Genomic DNA, 22,096 nt, shown 5'->3' with positions numbered 1-22,096 from the left:
CTCAGTTGGACTGAGGTGAGTAACACAAGTTCATTAATCTTTTGGTGGCGCAGGTGCCAGTACTTCACGGTTACCGTTATGACCCGGAGCACTTACGATGCCCTGAGCTTCAAGCTGCTCTACAATACGGGCGGCACGGTTGTAACCTATCTTAAATCGGCGCTGAACTCCGGAAACCGAACCTCGACGTGATTGAACCACGTGCTCAACAACTTGATCGAAGAGCGGGTCTACATCTTCATCCGCTTCCATTTGCTCACCTGGCAGTAGACTTTCTGGAGTTTGATCTCCACTGATGATCTCTTCAATGTAGTTCGGTTTACCACGCGCTTTCCAGTTGTTTACAACAGCATGAACATCATCATCTGATGCAAATGCACCGTGAACACGAGTTGTATGACTTGATCCCGGCGGTAGATACAACATATCACCCATACCAAGTAGTGATTCTGCGCCGCCTTGATCTAGGATTGTACGAGAGTCCGTTTTAGTCGATACCGTAAACGCAACACGAGTTGGAATGTTCGCTTTAATTAGACCGGTAATAACATCAACCGATGGACGCTGAGTCGCAAGAATTAAGTGAATACCTGCCGCACGCGCTTTTTGCGCCAAGCGAGCAATCAGTTCTTCAACTTTCTTACCTACCACCATCATCAGGTCAGCAAATTCGTCAACAACAACGACGATGTAAGGCAGCTTTTCTAGCAATGGCGGTTCAGTATCCATGCTGTCGCCTTCCTGCCAGAACGGGTCATGGATTGGGTGGCCCGCTTCTGCTGCCATCTTCAATTTTTCGTTGAAGCCCTTCACATTACGTACACCTAATGCCGACATCAATTTGTAACGACGTTCCATCTCGCCCACACACCAACGTAGAGCGTTTGATGCGTCTTTCATATCAGTCACAACTTCAGAAAGAAGATGAGGGATACCTTCATAAATAGAAAGCTCTAGCATTTTCGGGTCAATCATGATGAAGCGTACATCTTCTGGGCCTGCTTTATACAGCATGCTCAAAATCATCACGTTCACACCCACCGACTTACCAGAACCTGTTGTACCTGCTACTAGCACGTGAGGCATCTTCGCAAGATCGGCCACCACAGCTTCACCCGCAATGTCTTGACCTAACACAACCGTTGTTGGTGACGTTGCTTGCTCAAACTGAGGGCTACTGATGACATCAGATAAATAGACCGTCTGACGACTCATGTTTGGCAGTTCCAAACCGATGTAAGGCTTGCCAGGGATTACTTCCACGACACGTACCGCCATCGCAGACAATGCACGCGCTAAGTCAGTTGAAAGACCAGAAATACGACTTACTTTCACCCCCGGCGCCAAATCAAGCTCAAAACGAGTGATCACTGGACCAGGATAAATACCAACCACATCGGCTTTGATTTTGTAGTCAGCGAGTTTGCTCTCTACCAATCGAGCGACCTGCTCTAACGCATCACGGTCGATAAAGTTTTCACGTTTTTCTGGATGATAAAGCAACTCGAGCGTTGGGAGTGGCTCTTCCGGAACTGGCAAGTTTTCTTCTTTCTGTACCAAAAATGGGTTCTGTGTTGCAGCGACTTTGGCTTGCGCATTGGAAACCATATCTTGGAATGCGGTAACGTCTTGGTCGTTGTCTTGGACCTCTTCTACCTCCACTTTTTGAGGTGCAGGTTCAAATGTTGTTGAAGGTGTTGCAACTTGCTGATGAGGCGTTGTTGGCTGTACTTGCTGTGCAGGCTGAGACTCCACTTCGTCTTCATCATCTAACACATCAAAGTCAGAGATCGTAGGCTCAATATGTTGGCTCGATTCCGTTTGCGCCGTGATGCTATCTAATACAGCAGAATCAATCGCAGGCTCTTCATGTACAGGATGCTCAATACTTGGCTGCTGTACTTGCTCTGCTTCAAATTGTTCGTACTCCGCATAATCTGGTTCAACGCTGATCGGTTCTTCTGTTGCTGTATGTTGCCCTACATAGGAAGAGTAAGTATCTGCAAATGATGGGGCTGCCTGTTCTTCAGTTCCCCAGTCATCTGCTTGTTGCGCCGCTGCTTCAAGCTCTTCTATCGTAACATTCAGTTGCTTGGTGCGTTCCAAGAGCGGATCAACGTTATCCGTGTTAACCGTATGGATAGGTTGTGTTTGAGGCTCAGGTTCAGCATAAACTGGCGCAGCATTAACCGTAGCCTTGCGTTGTGGTGGCGTCGGTTCTACCATCGCCTGTTCCGCAGGCTTATCAGGTTTAGCTTGCGGCATATAAATAGGATACTCATGCGTTGGCGCCGATTCTTTCGGTTCATCGACGTCGTATGCCGTTAAATGAGGAAGCGGCTCATCATCAATTTCATGGTCTACATTATGTTTAGGCGTAGAGACTTTATCTTCTACAAACTCATCAAGCTGAGGTTCTAAAACTTCCTGCTCTGAACCTCTTGCCTTATTTGCAAGCGCGGCAATTAGTGCTAACGCACGATCACCAAGCCATTCCACGATGTTAAGCCATGAGATGCCAGTGAAGAGCGTAAAGCCCGCTCCCCACAAGAACAGCAGTACCAATGTGGTACCGAGTACATTTAATGTAGGTAAAGCGAGGCTAGACAACACATCCCCGACCACACCTCCGGATGAAAAATACCAAATGTCATCAAAATTAATATCTGCAAGACCGCAACTGGTCATAATAAGGACGACAAGACCGAGCAGCCTTGTACCCCATAGCATGAAATCAATGGGCTCATCTTCTCCTCGTTTACGGCAAATCACCCATGCAGCCGCCGCTAGCAAGAAAGGGATTGGGTAAGCGAGAGAGCCAAATGTGAAGAATAGAGTATCGGCTAGCCAAGCGCCGAAAAGGCCACCAGCATTATCGATATCCCCTCCCCATGCGGTTTGGGACCAAGAAGGATCGGCCGGACTGAAGGTAAATAGTGCAACCGCAAGCAATACCGAGCTAAGAACGCCAACGATAAAGCAGCACTCTTTTAAGCGTTGGAAGCCATTTAAGCGTGAAGACTGGGGCTCTTCACTGGTTTTGATAATGGTTTCGACTTTCTTTGCGTTCTCTTTGAACATAAATCAACTTGAATATGGAAATGAAATAGGAAATTGCAAAACATTCCGAGCGGCATCAAGCCGCTCGGTAAATTGATTTAACCATATCAAGGAGAAAAACCCAATTACTCTCTGGCGAAAGCGGAAGCATATACCGCTTTCTTTGCAAGAAATTAACGAGTTTTGATCACAAGCTGGTTAGATTGTTTCACTTCTTCCATAACAACGTATGTGCGAGTGTCATTTACGCCAGGTAGACGTAGTAACGTATCGCCCAATAGTCGGCGGTAAGCACCCATATCTGATACACGGGTTTTAAGAAGATAGTCAAAGTCACCTGAAACAAGATGACACTCTTGTATGTCGTCTAGCTTTTGAACAGCTGAGTTAAACTGCTCAAACACATCCGGCGCACCACGGTTTAGCGTAATCTCAACGAATACTAATAGTGATGCATCCAGGAACTGCGGATTCAATAATGCAGTATACCCTGTGATATAACCCTGACGCTCTAAGCGACGTACACGCTCCAAACATGGCGTTGGAGAAAGTCCCACACGTTTTGAAAGCTCAACGTTTGAAATACGACCGTCTTTCTGCAGCTCATTAAGAATGTTGCGGTCGATACGGTCTAGTTCCTTGGACGGCTTTTTATAGTTGTCTGCCATTTTTTATTCCACCTTATTACTTCCTTGCAAAAAAATATACTACAACTTTTTAATATTTGGTGCCAAATTTTACAAACCTATAACTATACTAGTTATTAATTCGACAATAACACCCTACTAACAGTTAATACAACCATTATAGAAAGAGGATACAGGATGATCATTGGCGTACCTAAGGAAATCAAGAATCACGAATATCGTGTTGGTATGATCCCAGCTAGCGTGAGAGAACTCATCTCACATGGTCACCAAGTTTTAGTTGAGACCAATGCAGGTGCCGGCATTGGTTTTTCAGACGATGATTACATCGCTGTCGGCGCATCCATTCTCCCTCATGCTGCTGACGTATTTGCGCAAGCAGACATGATTGTAAAAGTAAAAGAACCCCAAGCAGTAGAGAGAGCAATGCTCCGCGAAGGGCAAATTTTATTTACTTATTTACACCTAGCACCAGATTTTCCACAAACTGATGAGCTAATCAAGAGCAAAGCTGTCTGTATAGCCTATGAGACTGTAACAGATAATATGGGTCGTTTGCCACTGTTAGCACCAATGTCAGAAGTGGCAGGTCGGATGTCTATCCAAGCTGGCGCGCAAACGTTGGAAAAATCGCACGGCGGTCGTGGTCTGCTCCTAGGCGGCGTACCTGGTGTTGAACCTGCAAAAGTCGTTATCGTTGGTGGTGGCGTTGTTGGTGCAAACGCTGCTCGTATGGCGGTTGGCCTTCGCGCTGACGTCACCATTCTAGACCGTAACGTAGACACACTTCGTAAGCTTGACGAAGAATTCCAAGGTCGCGCAAAAGTGGTTTATTCTACTGAAGACGCTATCGAGAAGCATGTTCTAGAAGCGGACCTTGTTATCGGTGCCGTTCTAATTCCTGGCGCAGCAGCACCTAAACTGGTCACTAAAGAGCACATTGCTAAGATGAAGCCTGGTGCAGCAGTGGTTGACGTGGCAATTGACCAAGGCGGTTGTTTCGAAACTTCGCACGCAACAACTCACGCAGATCCAACTTACATCGTTGATGAAGTGGTTCACTACTGTGTAGCAAATATGCCTGGCGCAGTTGCTCGCACTTCAACATTTGCACTCAACAACGCTACACTTCCATACATCGTGAAGTTAGCAAATAAAGGCTACCGCGAAGCACTTCTAGAAGATAAAGGCTTCCTTGAAGGTCTAAACGTTATTCACGGAAAAGTAACGTGTAAAGAAGTAGCAGAAAGCTTTGACTTGGAATACGTTGAACCAACTCAAGCTATCGCTATGTTTAATTAATGACAAAATAAAACATAACTTGTCACGTTTTGTTTACAAAAGCCCACTCATAAGTGGGCTTTTTCATATAGAGCGTTTGGCTATAAAGAATAACTAAATCTTATATGCGCAAATTAAAATATTTCTAGGCGTGACCGATTTAGGGCAAAACTCTGACAATCTAACACGGTAACCACGTTCTTCAAGATAAAGCACTTTGTCTAATGCGAGCCAGATCTCCAACGGACGTTGAAAAACAAGTTGCACTAAGCTCATTCTCTCCATTTGCCAGAAGCGTTGTTCGCTTAACTTTTCAAAATGAGAGAAATCGATTTCTTGAGGAAGAACAATGCCTTTTTGCTCCGCTGCCCAGCGACATAAGGCTTCAAAACCATCACTTAATTGCGACTTACGGATACTCGGCACAGGCTGATACTCTGCCATTCCCAAAGCTTGTCGCGTGATCAAATCAAACCCAAGACGAAACATCATTTCCTGCTGACGATGACGACGCACGCGCTCTCCTCCCGTCACCGTTTGTTGTAATGGGATACGCAGTTCTTGCTTAGACAATGAGAGAGAAGAAGCCCTGCCCGATTCCGACATCGGCTGGTATTGTTCCGACTGAATCAAGTGGTAACAACAAGGTGATATGGTCATCGCAGCAACCCCATTTTCACTGCCGTACTGCATTAGACGAACGTGAAGGTCACCGCATGCATGCAGTGCTACTGCGTGTTGCGTTGGCTTAAACACGGCTTTCGCTTTGCTATCAAACGCGTCGCCTTGAATAAACGTCATCTTCCAATGATGTTCATTGGCTGCTTGTTGCCCCGAATCGCACAGTGCTTGTTGGTATTCAAAGCTGGTTACAGGCTGATCGGTTTGCGTTGTCAGGATTCGCCCCAAGTAACCTTTACCTGAGCACCATTCTAGCCATTCTTCGCCACAGCGTTGTTGAATTGCAGCTTCACCCATCGAGCTAATTTGCTCCAACTTACGTCCCGGAATACCGTTATCTAAACCACGAGCGAGTTCCAAGCCGTTTAACGACAAAAGCTCTAAATGAGTCAGTTCTGCGAGTTGTTCAAGCTCAGGAAAAAACGGACTAAGTGCTTTTAACGCGAGTTCTGGTGCTGCTTTGTATTCTTCGATTTGAGAGGGAGTAAGAGACGCTAGCCATTGGCACAGTCGAGGATGTTGCTCCTGCCAAGGTAATGATGTGTGAATGCTGCTTTTAAAAGGCTCGAATCGCCACAAAGATTGGTTTTCGATTAAGCAGTCATTAATAAATTGAAATTGCGTTTTCATAGCTACCCCCTACAACGAGCGCATTGTAGAGGGAATCGAAACATCAATGAAGTGTTATCTCACCGGAAGCTCGATGTCTTTAAACATCTCTTCGATTTCTGCATTAGACTTCAACGAAATCGCCTGCTCAACCACTGGACGCGTTAAGTGCGGTGCAAAACGCTCCATAAAATCGAACATGTAAGAGCGTAAGAATGTACCACGGCGGAAGCCGATGCTCGTGGTGCTCGCGCCAAACAAATGGCTCGCATCTATTGCAACCAAGTCACCGTCCTGCTCTTCATCCACAGCCATGCTTGCAATCACACCCACACCAATACCCATACGAACGTAAGTTTTAATGACGTCTGCATCAGTTGCCGTGAACACCACTCGCGGGGTTAAACCTTCGCGGTTGAATGCTGTATCCAGCTCTGAACGGCCAGTAAAACCGAACACGTAAGTGACTAATGGGTAAGCGGCAAGATCACTGATCGTTACTTTGTCTTTCTTCGCTAGTGGGTGGTCTTTAGGCACAACTATTGAACGATTCCAGTGATAACAAGGCAGCATGATGGCATCTTGATATAAGTGAAGAGCTTCTGTCGCAATCGCAAAATTCGCTGTGCCTTTAGCTATCGCCTCAGACATTTGTGACGGTGTACCTTGGTGCATGTGTAACGACACTTTTGGATAACGAGAAGTAAAACCTTTGATGACATCTGGCAGTGCATAACGAGCCTGCGTATGTGTCGTGGTGATATTCAGCGTCCCCATTTCTGGATGGGTGTGCTCTCCAGCCACCGCTTTGATACTTTCTACACGAGCGAGAATTTCTTGAGAGATACGTACAATTTCTTCTCCAGCTGGCGTCACTTGCGTTAAGTGCTTACCGCTACGTTCAAAAATCTGAATGCCTAACTCGTCTTCCAGCAACCGAACCTGTTTACTGATACCTGGCTGAGAGGTATATAAGCTTTCCGCCGTTGCAGATACATTCAGATTATGGTTTACAACCTCAACAATATACTTCAGCTGCTGCAGTTTCATCGTAATCCCTTACTTATTCATGAGAGAGTTTATTGGCCACTCAAGCGAGCGATATAATAATTAGTTATAACGCGTTCAAATCGAAATGAACAGCAATTTCTAACTTATACCTCAATCACATACTAATAATCTTCAAGCAAGAAACAATATGCACAAAGTTGAGCCAATAAATGACCGAAGTTCTATGATGTGACTTCTATCAGTAACTAAAACGTGGGAGAGACAAAATAATCAAACAAATAAGGTGCCGAGTAAGATAAGATTCATGTATTCTTTAACGCTAGCCGCAGAAAAGTAAAGCAGACGCAAAGATATGAATATTGGTTTAATAATCGCTTTGGTAGCCATCCTACTGGTGTTAATCCTAGGCTATAACATTATGTTGCAATATAAGGTTAAAGTTGAAACCGCAAAAAGGCAGGAATCAGCGCGATATGTAGCCTTGATAGATGGTACTGAAGAGTTGATTGGTCATGCGCACCATATCCCTTTTAGTAAAGAGCTGTTGCTGTGTCTAAACAATCGTATTCTTGACGCGCTAGAGAGCATGCATGAGCTGGACCCGAAGAACAAGCAACTTGCTCAACGTATCGAAAATATGAAGCAGCAGATTACGCAGCTAAAAGAGAATGGCCCTACTGGCGAGAGTACCACTTTCAAGATGCCGAGTAGTGACAAACAAGCTATCGTCATGCTTAAGCTGGTTAAACGACTTCGCGACACTATCCGTAACGAGCACAACAAAGGCCGATTGGATACCCAGACTTACGTCACCGAAAATGCGCGCTTGGAAACGATGCAAATTCGCATCAACATTGAAAATGTCATCAAAAGAGCAAACGACTCTATCGCTCGTGGCCAACCAGGCACCGCGCTTCAACTGCTGCGTAAAGGTATCGATGCTTTGAGCACTAAGAGCGATCCTTATTCTATTCAAGCGAAACAAAAGCTTGAAGAGATGTTAGGTGACTTAGATAAAAAGCGCCAAGATAAAAGCGATGCCGAAATGCAGCAGATTGCTGACAAAGAGCGTGACAATGACATGGAAGCTCTCTTCGGCGAGAAGAAAAAGTGGTAACATTCACTTCAGGTCAAAAAAGGCTGCAATTGCAGCCTTTTTTCTATCCGCAAGACAACGGATATGCCCAATAAAAATGTGAAGTACTAAAACTAAAATGATGAATCTAGACGCCTATCAAGATCTTCTTGCTCCCATTAACCAATTTCTGCGATGCAGTACACCTGATGAATGGGTAGAGGAAGCAAAGAAACCAGAGAACCTTCAAACCATTTTGTTAGACCACCTACTGTGCGAACTAAAAGCTGGCCAATCTGCCATGTTTTTAATTCGTAAGTATGCCGTTGACCAATCCAGTTCACATGCTCTACTTGACTGGTTTAAGCCCTACGAAGATTTTGCTTACCGTAACGTAGGCTCATTGGAAACTTTAAAAGGCAAGAGCAATATTTCTAAGTCAATCATGGCTAAGTCCGACTCACCATACAGCCAAGATTTGATCGATAAGATGGTGCTTTTGATAAAAGAGGAGTTACACCACTTTTATCAAGTTTTAGAGATCATGGAAAGTCGTGGAATTGAGTATAAAAATATTCCAGCAAGTCGCTATGCTAAAGGACTGATTTCGCATATGAAGACTCATGAGCCGGAAACGCTGATCGATAAACTCATCATTGGTGCGTACATCGAAGCCCGATCTTGTGAGCGTTTTGCCAAACTAGCACCACATATGGATGACGATATCGCAAAGTTCTACATTTCTTTATTACGTTCAGAAGCACGCCATTACCAGGATTATCTTGTATTAGCGGAGCAAATCGCAGGCAAAGATATCAGCGAGCGCATCGCCTACTTTGGACGTATAGAGGCAGATTTAATTTCTACGCCAGATACAGATTTTAAGTTTCACAGTGGTATTCCAGCCTAGCGAGCATATTCTCCCAAGGTTGAGCATACTCTGAACTTATATAGACAGAGAATAAATAAGCCGGACATTTCGTCCGGCTTATTTATTGTAGCAATGAGGTTAGGAATAAAGCTGAAACACAACAGCTAGAGCTGGAATGAACCCATTCGAGTTTTCAAGTTGTGCGCTAGGCTACTAATCTGCTGACAAGCCACAGCCGTTTGTGAAGCTCCCTCAGCCATCTCTGTTGAAGCACTATTAATATGCTCCACACTGCGATTCAGCTCTTCGGATACAGAATTCTGCTCACTGCACGCCGTTGCGATTTGTGTGCTCATTTGCGCTATGTTATCGACAGAATGTTCAATTTCTTTTATCTGGCTATCAGCATCATTAACTTGCTCAACACACTGAGAAATACCCTCCTGACAATCACGGCTTGAATGCCCTATTTTACTGCTGCTCTCTTGTAGTTGATTAACAATTTCCACAATTTGTGAAGTGGAGTCTTGAGTGCGTTGCGCCAGAGAACGAACCTCATCTGCCACAACAGCAAACCCACGTCCTTGTTCACCTGCCCGAGCGGCTTCAATTGCGGCGTTCAGTGCTAACAAGTTTGTTTGCTCCGCAATCCCGCGGATCACATCGACGACCACATTGATATTGTTTGAGCTCGATTCAAGCTCACGTGCCAGTTCATCTGATTCTTGGATCGTATGTGATACACGCTCAATTACTGCGATAGTTTGTTGTAACGTCGCCGTTCCTTGCTTTGCCACTTCCGCAGCCGAATAAGCAGAGGTTGCGCCAACTTCGGTATTTTGTGCCACTTCACTTACAGCAGCTTGCATTTCTGTCATCGCAGAAGCCACCGAGCTAAGTTCAATTTGTTGATTTTGCATACCAGAAGCGGTCTGAGAAGAAATAGCACTCACTTCCTCTACTGCTGCCGTTAGCTGAATCGTTGAGTCATTAATCTCAGAAACCAACGAATGTAAGTTTGTTTGCATACCGACAAGCTCTTTGAGCAGCGTTCCTAACTCGTCTTTGCTCAATTCGCTTTCGTCGATTTGATTATTCAATTGACCTTTGGCGATTTTGGAAGCGAATTCCAGTGCTCGATCAACAGGCCCGCAGATGACTCGAGAAAGCAACATGGCAGACATTACCATGACCAATGCGACGACAAGCGCACCAACAGCAGCGCTGTATTGTGTAAATGCCGCTTCACTTTGTACTTCTTCGCCAATCAAATTCACCAACTCATCGTTCAACGCGAGGGTATCATCCAAGCTGCTCAACGCTTTTGAGTAGGTATCGAAACTTGATAAAATTACATCATTTGCACTTTCAGCATCGCCTTGGCTTAGCAATACGTTGTAAGTCTTCGTTTCTTTGATGTATTGATTCCAAGTTTCTTTAAAAACGCTAAAGGACTGCGTTTCACGCTTATTAAGGTCGAGCTTTTCGTATTCTGCAATACCAGCCTGCACATCAGAACGCCATTGGTCGAGGCCTTTTAACCACTCACCAATTTTGGGGTGATTTGCGTTTGGCAATAAAGAGAACTCATCTTTACGCACTTTAGTAATATCAACTTGGATACCTTTCAAAATCGCAACAGAAGGTAAACTTTTATCTGTTAGCACTGAGATGTCTTTATTCAGTGTTAACAAACCTTGCACCAACATTACTGACACTAAACCAAACACGGCAAAAACGGTTAAATAACTAACCGATATTTTCTTTACGACACTTAAGTCTTTAATACGCATGCACTTTCTCCCCGCAGCCTTTCCAAACCTCTCACTTAAGTGAAAGCTTAACCTCTAAAACACACTGTTTTTTGCGCTCGATATCATTGAACGCTCTTATATACATCGGCTTGAGAGATCAAATCTTGACCAGTAATTGATAGTTTTATCACATGCTATTTTAGAGATAGGCTCGCATGCTCCGTATTGTGTCTACATCTTTTCATGAGCGCTTCTCGGCGCAGATCCAAGATCTCATCGATGAGCTTTTCTTTCGCATTTATCCCAAAATGCTGGGCATAATTTTTTACTTTTGCTATCTCATTAGGTTGCAAGCGGTACACCTCTTTCTTTAAACGCGCTTCTGCTTCACTTCTAATCAGACCTTGCTCTTGTAACAATTTAATGATGGTTTCATCGGTTGGATTTACTGCTCTAGCCATGGTGCTCCATCTATCAATTTGAGTTCTAGCCATATGGCTAGATGAATGACGCCGCACAACTTATAGAGCAAAGATGACAGCTTGATTGCAGTGAATGCAATTCGTTGACTGTTGGTATTATTTTCCACCGCTTCAACGGCCAGACACTCAATACCTCCACCCTCACCATTGAATAAAGATCACATTCTGATAACAATTTTCAGCACTGGCTTAGATGTCATCCATATTTAACGTGCAAGTAACATTTATAAACAAGAATGATTGCTCTAGTTCAAATGATGGAAAAATAAGATGAAATTTTCGCAGTGGAGCCTTTTATTAAGTAGCTTGATAGCGTTACCCAGCATTGCAGATACCGACGTTTACCTAACGAATAACTCTGCTCAACCGTTAACTATTCAAGTAAAACATGAAGGCAGCGATTTGCTTCAATACGGAGAAGAATGGCAACAACATGTGCAGGTACTTGGTCCGTGGGAAACTAAATCTGTATTAAGCTTCAACCGCTGGGAGGGCGTGAAATCAAATCAAACTTACCGTTTTGAAACTGTGGTTTCTAGCCCCGAAGGTGAAAGCATAACACTCAATCAAATAATGGAAGGCCATTGGTACAATTCGACCATTGAATACGGCTTGTCCGCTGCCGATGTCGAGTTATCTCTCAAAGATGATGGTAATATTCATCGTACCAACACTAACGCTTTTGGTGCGAGAGAAACCGAACTGGCATTTAAGTCAGACAGTACCGCTCGATATGATGATCTTTACTACACCATCACGCCAAGCAAGGTAGCGGAGTCTGTCGACAACGAAGAACAAAACCTTAAGTTGATGACTTATAACATCTGGGCGTTGACGGCTATTGCATCGCACATTGGAGATCGTTACGAACTGATTCCTCAACATGTAAAAGGTTACGATGTTTTGGCGCTGCAAGAGGTGTTTGCCAGCGGTCGTGAAGCATTCTTACGTGAGTTAGCCAAGGAATATCCTTACCAAACAAAGATGTTAGATAAAGAAGGCGTTAATATTCATGATGGTGGCATAATCATAGTTAGTCGCTACCCTATCGTGAATGAAGCGCAATATGTCTTTCCCGATTGCTCTGGTACAGACTGCTTTGCCGATAAAGGCGTAAATTATGCGGAAATAATTAAAGGTGGTCAGGCTTACCATGTGTTTGCTACCCATACCGCATCTTTCGATACAGACACCGCCCGTGAGTATCGTCAGCGCCAGTTCAAACAAATCCGCGCACTCGCCCAATCTCTTAACATTCCTTCAAGCGAAACTGTGGTATACAGCGGCGACTTTAACGTCAACAAAAGAAAGTTCCCTGGTGACTACCAACAAATGATCGCTAACTTAAGCGCCATAGAGCCTCAGTACTCTGGTTACACGGAGTCAACCTTTGATCCCCGTATCAATAACTTCGCAGGTGAAGCGTTATCAGGTGGCGAAAACGTGGAATACCTTGACTATGTTATGGTGAGTAGTGAATACGGGGTGAAATCATTCAATGACAACCGTGTAGACGTGCCGCGCACAACCGCAGAGAGTTTATGGAAACACTACAACCTTTCTGACCATTTCCCAGTAAGCGCAACAATCAAGCCATGAAGAAAATCGCTTTGATAATCATGTCCGCCATTATGGCGGGCATGATATTTTTAACTTTCAATCACGATGTTCAAAAAGAAGAGCTCGCTTCCTCTCCTTCCCCTAAGACAAAAAATCAGAGTGTCTCCAGTACATCACCACAAACAAGCAGCATCGTGCCCGATACAGATACTTCACCACAAACAGCTAAGCTCCCTTCCACAGTTCAAATAACGACTGAGCGATTAACTCAACTCAAAGGCAGGAAACTTGTCGCTGAACTTGAGACGTTTTGGCAAGAGTGTATGTTGAACCGTAGTTGTGAAGAGCAGGTCGCCTTGTTTGAGGCGCATTTATCTTCAGCTCGATTCCAGCTTTTGGCGAACTACCCTCAGCTCAGCAGCCAATGGCAAGAGAGTGTAGGAAATTTGTTATTTGATGAGCAACAATCACTGGCGTCGCGTGTTGCACAGCTGAAGAACGAAGCAAGAAGCATCTGGGGGGAATTGGCTGATGTTGTTTTTGCGGATGAGTTCGCGCTGTACGATTTCAACTTAGAAGCCCAAAAGCTGGACACTCAAAGCCCAGATAACTTTTTGCGAGCTTTCGAGCAACTCACCATTGACTGGCAAGAACATGCAGGTGCTATCGGGCTAACAAGCGACCAGGAAAAATATGAGCGTGCGGTCACCCTGATTCCTAATAGTATGAGCCTACCAGATCGCTTGGCGATCATCGCAGAGCTAGAACGAACTTACTTAACGAAAGAAGAAACTAAAAACATTCACGCTCGTGAGCAACAAATTGCTGAGCAAAAAGAGCAAGTCAGAGGTTACCAACAAGCATTGCAACAACTTGAGTCCAGGCTCAGAAAAGAGAGAGCCACAAGCCATTCAAATTTGTCAGAACCGGAATGGCAAAGCTATTACCAACAAGAAGTCGCGGATTTTCGTCGTGAATTTTTTTCTTCTTAATAATGCGCTTTGACTGACTGGGAACTTAAAAAGGCACGTTGCTAACCAGCCGTCGTGCCTTATGTTCAACTCTCTACTTTTAATTCAGAACAAATTTAAACCAAATACATCTTTCACATCAAATAGCACTTTTTCGGTTTTCTCGCGAGAACGCTCACTACCTTGTTTTAAAATATCAATCAGCTGCGCTTTATCATTCAAATACATAGCGCGCTTTTCTCGAATAGGGCGAAGCATTTTTTGTAAGCATTCTTCTAACACTTTCTTGGTCAAACCATCACCTAATCCACCTCGTCGATAATGGTCTTTTAGCTGTTCGACATAATTTTTATCAGGATGAAAAGCATCGAGGTAGATGAATACAATATTCCCTTCGACTTGGCCAGGGTCCTCAATTTTCAGATGATTGGGATCGGTATACATAGATTTCACTGCCGCGGAAATCTCCTTTTCGGAGGCGCCTAAGTTGATTGCGTTCCCCATGCTTTTAGACATCTTATTTTTACCGTCAGTACTCGGCAAACGAGGTGCATCGCTAAGTAATGGACGGCATTCTCTAAGAACCTCTTTTCCACCCAGATGGTTTATTTTTCTCACGATTTCATTAGTTTGCTCTAACATCGGCAGTTGGTCATCACCCACTGGTACTAGCGTCGCATGAAACCCCGTAATATCAGCAGCTTGAGAAATTGGATACGTTAAAAAGCCTGCGGGAATAGAGCGTTCAAAACCTTTACTCTGAATCTCATTTTTAACCGTAGGGTTTCGCTCTAATCGTGCGATAGAAACAAGATTACTGTAATACATTGTCAACTCGGCTAACGCTGGAATTTGAGACTGCAACGTGATCGTAGTTTGAGCGGGGTTGATACCAACAGCCAAATAATCTGCAACGACATTGAGAATATTAGAGGATACCTTTGATGGATTATGCGCGTTATCCGTCAACCCTTGCATGTCCGCGACCAAGATCGTTTGCTCGTGCTCCGTTTGCAATTTGACTCGTTGTTGCAATGAACCAATATAGTGCCCTAGGTGTAATGGACCTGTTGCTCGATCTCCGGTAAGTATAATTTCACGCTGAGATGTATTTTTATGGCTATTCATATTTGTCTCCAAGTATTTAATAGATCGCTACTGGAGATAAAAAGATCAAACACTCTTAGCTACCATCCAGCAGCTTAAGAATGTAAGTATTCCGCGCCGCTCTATTTAGAGCGCCACCAAGAGAAGGTTGTTAATGAAGGGCGAACGTGTATTTTCATGTTTTTTAAACTAACAGCACACACCGCAGAACTCAATCTGTTTTGTACTGAATTAGTGTGAGTGTTCCAACAGCCAATTAAGAGGATTACATTGGTAAAGACATCGCAATGACCAAAACCGCACCAAATACCGAACCAGAGACAAACGCACACAGTACAGTTTTGTTGTGTTTCCTTTTCATTGATGAACTCCTATCCATAACTACGATGACCAGCCCTCACATCTAATACGCATGTGGATGCATCACGACAACGAGTTAACCAACATATCGCACGTAGGACCAGTACCGCTTTGTTAAATTGGGACCTCGTCCATAACTTGGAGTGTAAATGACTCCGGAACCTACAACAGAAGAAAATTTCATCACGTTACTGTCCTACCCTCCGGGTTTGTGGCTTAATAGGCAGCAGGAACACTTTTTTCTTTTACTGCGGATACTTACATGGAAGCTGTTTTACATCAGTTGCAATTCTCTTTGTCGATAACCGGACCTATCTGTTTGATGTTGGTACTTGGCGTTCTTTTTAAGCGCTTTGGTCTAATCAACGATAATTTTATCGAAGTAGGCTCTAAACTGGTGTTTCAAGTTACCTTGCCTGCAATGTTATTTGTCAGCATTGTGGCTTCAGAACACGACTTTTCCGCGGCAAGTGGATTCGTCAATTTCGGCGTCATCGCTAGTATTTCGTTTTTCATTTTCACCTACCTTTCCGTCAAACTTCTGTTCAAAGCGTCGCCTGACCAAGGCGTTCTCATCCAAGGTGGGTTCCGAGCAAATACAGGTATTATTGGTATCGCTTACGTTGCCAATGCGTATGGTTCTCAAGGTGTGGCGCTAGCAGCGCTCTATGTCGCGGTCACCACATTTATTTATAACGTCCAAGCGGTAATTTGCTTATCGCCCAAGGGGGCAACGTCTGCCTCGCAAGCAGCAAAGATGATGGGCCGAACACTGACTAGGAATCCGCTCATAATCTCCATTGTTCTAGGAATGGCTTTTTATTTACTCGCTATTCCAGTACCGAATGTGGTTATTGATGCAGGAGACTACTTGTCCAAAATGACATTGCCTTTGGCGCTGTTGTGTACGGGTGGCTCACTTGACTTTAGCTTGATGAGAAAAGAGAAAGGTCCATCTTGGTTTGCGAGCAGTTACAAGCTCATCGTAGCGCCAGTCATCATCACCATGGGAGCTTACTTAGTAGGATTTCGAGGAATTGAGCTAGGTATTCTTTTCTTTATGAACGCCTCTCCAGTCGCTGCTGCCAGCTATGTCATGGCGCGTTCCATGGGAGGCAATGCCACGTTAGCTGCAAATATCATCGCACTCACTACGGTGCTTTCTACCGTGACCTGTACGTTGGGCATCCTATTTCTTAAGTTCTACAACTTAATATAATTGGCCAGCGATAAAATAAAGACGCTAGACGGCATTGATGTAAGTTACTGGTCGTGATTCGCAAAAGTGAGCTTTCTTACCAGACGAAAAAATTCACTCGCTTCAGATTCCGACAAACAAGAAAAAAACTCTTTCTGTAAATTCGTCATGATTTGATGAACTTGCTTTAAAGCATTTGCCCCCTCTTTTGTCATGCTTAGCATTTTAAGGCGCTGATTCGATTTACTTTTAGAAACTTGAACAAACCCTCTCTTTTCCAGATTGTCCACCATCCGCTTTGCTACACTTCGCTCAGTTCGAACCGCATCAGCTAACGCTTGCTGGCTCATAGGCTGAAATTCTTCTAAAGCGGCCAGTGCACTTGCCATTTCTAGTGTCATCAAATTTTGCCGAGAGAGCTCGGCTTGGGCACGATTGCGGTACATGCGCTGCATCACACCACAAACAAACATAGGACTTTGATCCAAAACGGAAATTGGGGAAATTTTCTGATCTTTCATCGTCGTTTTTCTTCTTTAGGCTTTCATTCGGCCGAAAAGGCTGTGCTGATACTGCACACAACACGCCGTCTTTCAGGCTCGCGTCATAGACGGTAACCACCAAGTGAAAACATAAAATAAAGAGCGCCGAAGCGCCCTTTAATCGTGTTTATTATCACTAGTATAACTCAGTTAAAACAACCAAGTCCTACTCGCTTTGCTGAGTGGGTTTAGTGCTGGTCTCAGACAACTCTGCCTCGGACTCTTTTCTCGCACGTCGATCAAACAATCGCTCAACCACTACAAAGAAGATTGGGACGAAGAATATACCCAATATCGTGGCACTGATCATGCCACCAAGTACGCCGGTACCCACTGCGTTTTGACCTGCCGATCCCACACCTGAACTGATAGCAAGTGGTACCACACCCAAACCAAAAGCAAGCGATGTCATGATAATTGGGCGCAGACGAACGCGAACAGCATGTAAGGTTGCTTCGATAAGCCCAGCGCCTTTCTCATAGTAGTCCTTTGCAAACTCAACAATCAGAATGGCGTTTTTGGTTGCCAAGCCGACCGTCGTTAATAAGCTCACCTGGAAGAACACATCGTTATCCATACTGCGCGTCATTACCGCAAGCACAGCACCAAGCACACCAAGAGGAACAACTAACACCACGGCGAAAGGTACTGACCAACTTTCATACAAAGCGGCAAGAACTAAGAATACGACGAGGATAGATAGCGCATATAGCATCGGCGCTTGGTTTCCGGAAAGGCGCTCTTCATACGAAATACCATTCCAGTTCACCGTGAAGCCTTCCGGTAGCTTTTCTACCATTGCTTCAATTTCTTCCATGGCTTCACCAGTACTTACACCAGGAGCTGCACCGCCTTGAATATTCATTGCTGGCAAACCATCAAAGCGCTGCAAAAGAGGAGAACCATAGGTCCACTCGCCACTCGCAAAAGCAGAGAAAGGCACCATCTCTCCTTTAGCGTTGCGTACGTACCATGAATCGAAGTCTTTTGGCTGCATGCGGTATTCCGCATCACTTTGCACCATCACTTTCTTCACACGACCGCGGTCAATATAATCGTTAATGTAAGCCCCGCCCCATGCAGCTGACAGGATTTGGTTTACGTCATTGATACTGACATCCAAAGCACGAAGTTTGACGTGGTCAATGTTCACTTTGTACATTGGCGCATCTGCCTGACCGTTTGGACGAACACCGACAAGTTTCGGGTTTTGTGCTGCCATGCCCAGAAGTTGCCCTTGAGCCGCAACTAATGCATCGTGCCCTTTATTCAACGAGTCTTGGAGATAGAAATCGAAACCTGTCGAGTTACCTAGCTCTTGAATCGCTGGAGGGGCGAACGCAAATACCAAAGCTTCTTTAATGGTAGAGAAGTGCCCCATCGCTCGGCCCGTAATGGAAGCCGCATCAGCGCCAGGCGCTTCACGCTCAGACCAATCTTTCAGGCCGATAAATGCCATCCCCATGTTTTGGCCTTGGCCTGCAAAACTAAAGCCCGCAACGGAGAAAACGGATTTCACGTTGTCTTTCTCATCCACAAGGTAAAAGTCGCGCATTTTCTCAAGTGTTTTTTCCGTCTGTTCTTGTGTTGAGTTAGGCGGCAAAATAGCCATTGAGAATACTGTGCCTTGGTCTTCATCTGGCAAAAATGACGTTGGAAGGTTCATAAATAACCAGCCAGCACCTGCACTCATTGCCAAAAATACAACCAACATGCGACCTGTGCGTTTTAGAAGTTTGGCAACGCCGGTTTCATAGCCTGCTGTCATCGCATCAAACTTGCGGTTAAACCAGCCAAAGAAGCCTTTCTTCTCTAGAAGCTCAGCATCGCCTTTTTTCAGCAACGTAGCGCACAATGCCGGAGTCAGAATTATCGCAACCAAAACGGAAAGCGTCATAGCCGCCACAATAGTTATCGAGAACTGACGGTAAATAACCCCGGTAGAACCAGACATAAACGCCATAGGGACGAATACCGCTGAAAGCGTCAACCCCACACCAATCAGGGCACCAGTGATCTGCCCCATCGATTTTTTGGTCGCTTCTTTGGGCTCTAAACCATCTTCATGCATCACACGCTCGACGTTTTCCACCACAACGATGGCATCATCCACCAGCAAACCGATAGCCAGAACCATCGCGAACATGGTTAACGTGTTTACGCTAAATCCAGTCGCGTACAAAATAGCGAAGGTTCCGAGCAATACGACAGGCACTGCGATCGTTGGAATGATCGTCGCACGGAAGTTCTGCAAGAACAGGTACATGATTAAGAACACAAGAAGAATAGCTTCTAATAGCGTTTTAACCACTTCTTGAATCGAGGCTTTGACGAATGGTGTTGTTTCAAATGGGTAAGCAATCTGCAACCCTTCTGGGAACGTTGCACTCAGTTGTTCTAAGCGCTCTTTTACCGCATTGGCTGTCTCAAGCGCGTTTGCGCCAGTACCTAATGAAATACCTAACCCCGATGCTGGGAAGCCATTATATTGGCCTCGAATATCATAACTTTCTGCACCACGCTCAACGCGAGCTACATCTTTCAAATAAACATTCGAACCACTGGCGTCGGACTTAAGAATGATGTCTTGGAACTCTTCTACACTGCTCAAACGACTTGCAGAAGAAATCGTAGCATTCAACAACTGACCCTCCTGCGCAGGTGCCGCACCAAGTTGACCTGAAGAAACTTGCGCGTTCTGTTCACTGATTGCATTTGCTACGTCGATCGCGGTCAAGTTGAATTGCGTTAGCTTAAATGGATCCAGCCAAACTCGCATCGCATACTGCGCACCAAACGCCTGCACTTGTCCTACGCCAGTTACACGACTTATCGGGTCTTGAATATTCGTTACAACAAAGTCGCCGATATCGTTTTCTGTAAAGTCAGGATCTTCAGAATAAACTGCGACAACCATGAGAAATGCCGTATTGGATTTATTGACGACAATACCTTGGTTTTGTACCTCCATCGGCAATGAAGTCAATGCCAATTGCAGTTTGTTCTGCACCTGTACTTGCGCGATATCAGGATCAGCTTCGCTATCAAACGTCAGGGTAATTGTCGCATTACCAAATGCATCACTGCTCGATGATAGGTAGCGAAGGTAATCTAATCCTGTCATGTTTTGCTCGATAACCTGCGTTACCGAGTCTTCAACGGTTTTTGCTGATGCACCTGGATAGCGAGCACTGATGGTGATCGTCGTCGGTGAAATCGTTGGGTATTGCGAGACGGGTAAATTGAATAATGACATTACCCCCGCCAACATCGTTAGAATCGCGAGAACCCAAGCAAATACCGGACGATCGATAAAAAATCGTGCCATGATTACTCCTGTTCACCGTTTTGGATAGTTACCGAACTGCCTGGCCCTACCTTTTGTAAACCGGCGGTAATGACTTTATCACCCGCGTTCAAACCATCAATAATGCGCCATTGGCTATTGATCGCTTCGGCAGTCTTCACTGGTTTCGCTTCCACTTTGTTCTCGCCATTAACCGTCATCACTGTCGCTTTACCTGTCGCATCACGAGATACCGTATTTTGTGGTATTAGAATCGCATCAGGGTCGACACCAGTAATGACCGTCGCACGAACAAACATTCCAGGTAGCAACAAACCGTCAGGGTTTGGGAATTCGGCACGAAGCGTCACGCTGCCCGTACTTTCGTTCACATTGACCTCAGTAAATTTCATTGTGCCTTTGTGTTCGTAAGTGCTGCCATCTTCAAGCATCAATGTAACTTGCGCAGAGTCATCTTCTTGCATATGGCCTTGGGAGAGTGATGCTTTCAAACGCAGCAGTTGCGCGGATGATTGCACAATATCAACATTGATAGGGTCAAGCTGCTGAATGGTCGCTAATTTGGCAGCTTGGTTAGCCGTAACCAACGCACCCGCTGTCACACTCGATTTACCGATCACCCCGCTAATCGGAGCTTTGACTTGCGTATAATCTAAGTTGATTTTTGCTGTGTTGATCTTGGCTTTTGCGACTAGGACCTGCGCTTTCGCTTCTTTGTATGCCGCTTCTGCTTCATCCAAGTCTTGTTGGCTGATGGATTTTTTGGTGATCAAGGTTCTGTAACGCTTCACCGTGGCATAGGTCGACTCTGCCGCAGCTTGCGCACGAATTAATTCCGCTTCAGCGCTCAGCAAATCCGCCTGAAATGATGAATCATCAATTTGATATAGCGACTGTCCTTGTTCAACAAGGCCACCTTCAACAAAATTTCGCTCCGAAATAATGCCAGTGACTTGCGGACGAACTTCTGCTTCTTTGAATGCTCTGCTACGACCCGGCAACTCTACTGTCAATGCTTGGCGCGTTGGCTGCACTGTTAACACTTCTACTTCGGTTACGGGCGCAGGCCCCCCACCTTGGCTCGATCCTTCTTCGCTAGGTTGACATCCAACCACAAAAAGGCTCGACGCAATCAGCAGAGATAGCGTGGTTTTACGTCTCATGAATTTTTCTCTCTTATCTACCGACAAGCCTTCAAGATTCCTTATTAAAAGCTTCTAGAATGACTTAATAATGACTAATGGATGTATATCCAGAACAAATTAATTAGGATGATAAATACCCAGTGTTGTACATACAACAAAATTTACAGTTCTATACGCTTACGAAAAACGTTTATGGTAAAGGTGTTATGAAGTTCTCAAATTTGAAGATTTTGGGTTGGAAATCACATTTTCCTGTGTGCAATTGCAATGGTTAAAAAGCAGCAAAAGTGATGATAAAAGCATCATCACGCTGTACAGAGTTTGTTACCGCTGTCTAGGGTTATTTGCCCACTCTGGTATACGAACTAAAGTGAGAAAGGAATGTAAATATAGTCGAAATTTCACAAGTCAGGTTCGCCACTTATCTAAAAAATA

The 22,096-nt window shown here is 44.8% G+C and carries 16 protein-coding genes; 6 read left to right on the top strand and 10 right to left on the bottom strand.

All coding sequences use genetic code 11. The annotated features are described in order from the left end of the window. Window positions 1–33: 33 nt before the first annotated feature. Window positions 34–3,081 (bottom strand): DNA translocase FtsK 4TM domain-containing protein, encoded by a 3,048-nt coding sequence (locus R7P67_RS07635; RefSeq protein ID WP_262665539.1) that lies wholly within the window; start codon window positions 3,079–3,081, stop codon window positions 34–36. 152 nt (window positions 3,082–3,233) lie between these two features. After that, entirely contained in the window at window positions 3,234–3,728 is a 495-nt protein-coding gene (gene lrp / locus R7P67_RS07630) for a leucine-responsive transcriptional regulator Lrp (protein ID WP_005378234.1), read from the bottom strand. 156 nt (window positions 3,729–3,884) lie between these two features. Here lrp and ald point away from each other — a divergent pair, with 156 nt between their 5' ends. After that, window positions 3,885–5,009 carry an alanine dehydrogenase gene (gene ald, locus R7P67_RS07625; RefSeq protein ID WP_005378241.1) on the top strand — a complete coding sequence of 375 codons (1,125 nt, stop codon included), beginning with the start codon at window positions 3,885–3,887 and terminating at the stop codon, window positions 5,007–5,009. A 93-nt stretch (window positions 5,010–5,102) separates the two neighbouring features. Here ald and R7P67_RS07620 read toward each other — a convergent pair whose 3' ends face one another. After that, window positions 5,103–6,299 carry a methyltransferase gene (locus R7P67_RS07620; RefSeq protein ID WP_262596507.1) on the bottom strand — a complete coding sequence of 399 codons (1,197 nt, stop codon included), beginning with the start codon at window positions 6,297–6,299 and terminating at the stop codon, window positions 5,103–5,105. Between the two features lie 54 nt (window positions 6,300–6,353). Further along, window positions 6,354–7,328 carry an HTH-type transcriptional regulator CysB gene (cysB, locus tag R7P67_RS07615; RefSeq protein ID WP_005388967.1) on the bottom strand — a complete coding sequence of 325 codons (975 nt, stop codon included), beginning with the start codon at window positions 7,326–7,328 and terminating at the stop codon, window positions 6,354–6,356. 313 nt (window positions 7,329–7,641) lie between these two features. Between cysB and R7P67_RS07610 the strand changes: the two genes are divergently transcribed. Both R7P67_RS07610 and miaE read left to right on the top strand, forming a co-directional pair. Then, window positions 7,642–8,406, top strand: coding sequence for a hypothetical protein (locus R7P67_RS07610; protein ID WP_005378247.1), 765 nt, complete (start codon window positions 7,642–7,644; stop codon window positions 8,404–8,406). Window positions 8,407–8,503: 97 nt separating this feature from the next. After that, window positions 8,504–9,274: a tRNA isopentenyl-2-thiomethyl-A-37 hydroxylase MiaE gene (miaE, locus tag R7P67_RS07605; protein ID WP_017634952.1), complete on the top strand. Its 771-nt coding sequence runs from the start codon at window positions 8,504–8,506 to the stop codon at window positions 9,272–9,274. 125 nt (window positions 9,275–9,399) lie between these two features. On the opposite strand, the gene R7P67_RS07600 is transcribed toward miaE, so the two are convergent. Together R7P67_RS07600 and R7P67_RS07595 are read right to left on the bottom strand one after the other, a co-directional pair. Beyond that, window positions 9,400–11,028, bottom strand: a complete 1,629-nt coding sequence (locus R7P67_RS07600) for a methyl-accepting chemotaxis protein (RefSeq protein ID WP_033905071.1) — start codon at window positions 11,026–11,028, stop codon at window positions 9,400–9,402. 155 nt (window positions 11,029–11,183) lie between these two features. After that, window positions 11,184–11,450 (bottom strand): hypothetical protein, encoded by a 267-nt coding sequence (locus R7P67_RS07595; RefSeq protein ID WP_017634954.1) that lies wholly within the window; start codon window positions 11,448–11,450, stop codon window positions 11,184–11,186. Window positions 11,451–11,741: 291 nt separating this feature from the next. Between R7P67_RS07595 and R7P67_RS07590 the strand changes: the two genes are divergently transcribed. Together R7P67_RS07590 and R7P67_RS07585 are read left to right on the top strand one after the other, a co-directional pair. Beyond that, complete coding sequence (locus tag R7P67_RS07590; RefSeq protein ID WP_262652518.1) at window positions 11,742–13,070, top strand: sphingomyelin phosphodiesterase; 1,329 nt, start codon at window positions 11,742–11,744, stop codon at window positions 13,068–13,070. Then, entirely contained in the window at window positions 13,067–14,023 is a 957-nt protein-coding gene (locus R7P67_RS07585) for an ATP-dependent dsDNA exonuclease (protein WP_262652519.1), read from the top strand. The genes R7P67_RS07590 and R7P67_RS07585 overlap by 4 nt, the downstream gene beginning before the upstream one ends. A gap of 84 nt (window positions 14,024–14,107) precedes the next feature. Here R7P67_RS07585 and trpS read toward each other — a convergent pair whose 3' ends face one another. Beyond that, window positions 14,108–15,130 (bottom strand): tryptophan--tRNA ligase, encoded by a 1,023-nt coding sequence (gene trpS, locus R7P67_RS07580; protein WP_262652521.1) that lies wholly within the window; start codon window positions 15,128–15,130, stop codon window positions 14,108–14,110. A gap of 601 nt (window positions 15,131–15,731) precedes the next feature. On the opposite strand from trpS, the gene R7P67_RS07575 reads away from it, so the two are divergent. Continuing rightward, window positions 15,732–16,688 (top strand): AEC family transporter, encoded by a 957-nt coding sequence (locus R7P67_RS07575; RefSeq protein ID WP_005388415.1) that lies wholly within the window; start codon window positions 15,732–15,734, stop codon window positions 16,686–16,688. 44 nt (window positions 16,689–16,732) lie between these two features. On the opposite strand, the gene R7P67_RS07570 is transcribed toward R7P67_RS07575, so the two are convergent. From R7P67_RS07570 to R7P67_RS07560, 3 genes are all read right to left on the bottom strand, one after another. Then, a complete protein-coding gene (locus R7P67_RS07570; protein ID WP_017635039.1) occupies window positions 16,733–17,188 on the bottom strand; it encodes a MarR family winged helix-turn-helix transcriptional regulator in 456 nt (151 codons plus the stop codon). 187 nt (window positions 17,189–17,375) lie between these two features. Then, window positions 17,376–20,537, bottom strand: a complete 3,162-nt coding sequence (locus R7P67_RS07565; protein ID WP_213874681.1) for an efflux RND transporter permease subunit — start codon at window positions 20,535–20,537, stop codon at window positions 17,376–17,378. A 2-nt stretch (window positions 20,538–20,539) separates the two neighbouring features. Continuing rightward, the gene (locus R7P67_RS07560) at window positions 20,540–21,679 is read right to left on the bottom strand and encodes an efflux RND transporter periplasmic adaptor subunit (protein ID WP_017635040.1); all 1,140 of its coding nucleotides are present in this window, start codon (window positions 21,677–21,679) and stop codon (window positions 20,540–20,542) included. Window positions 21,680–22,096 lie beyond the last annotated feature (417 nt).

The sequence above is a fragment of the Vibrio sp. Vb0937 genome, assembly GCF_033338855.1.
This window is presented reverse-complemented; position numbering and strand designations above follow the sequence as displayed.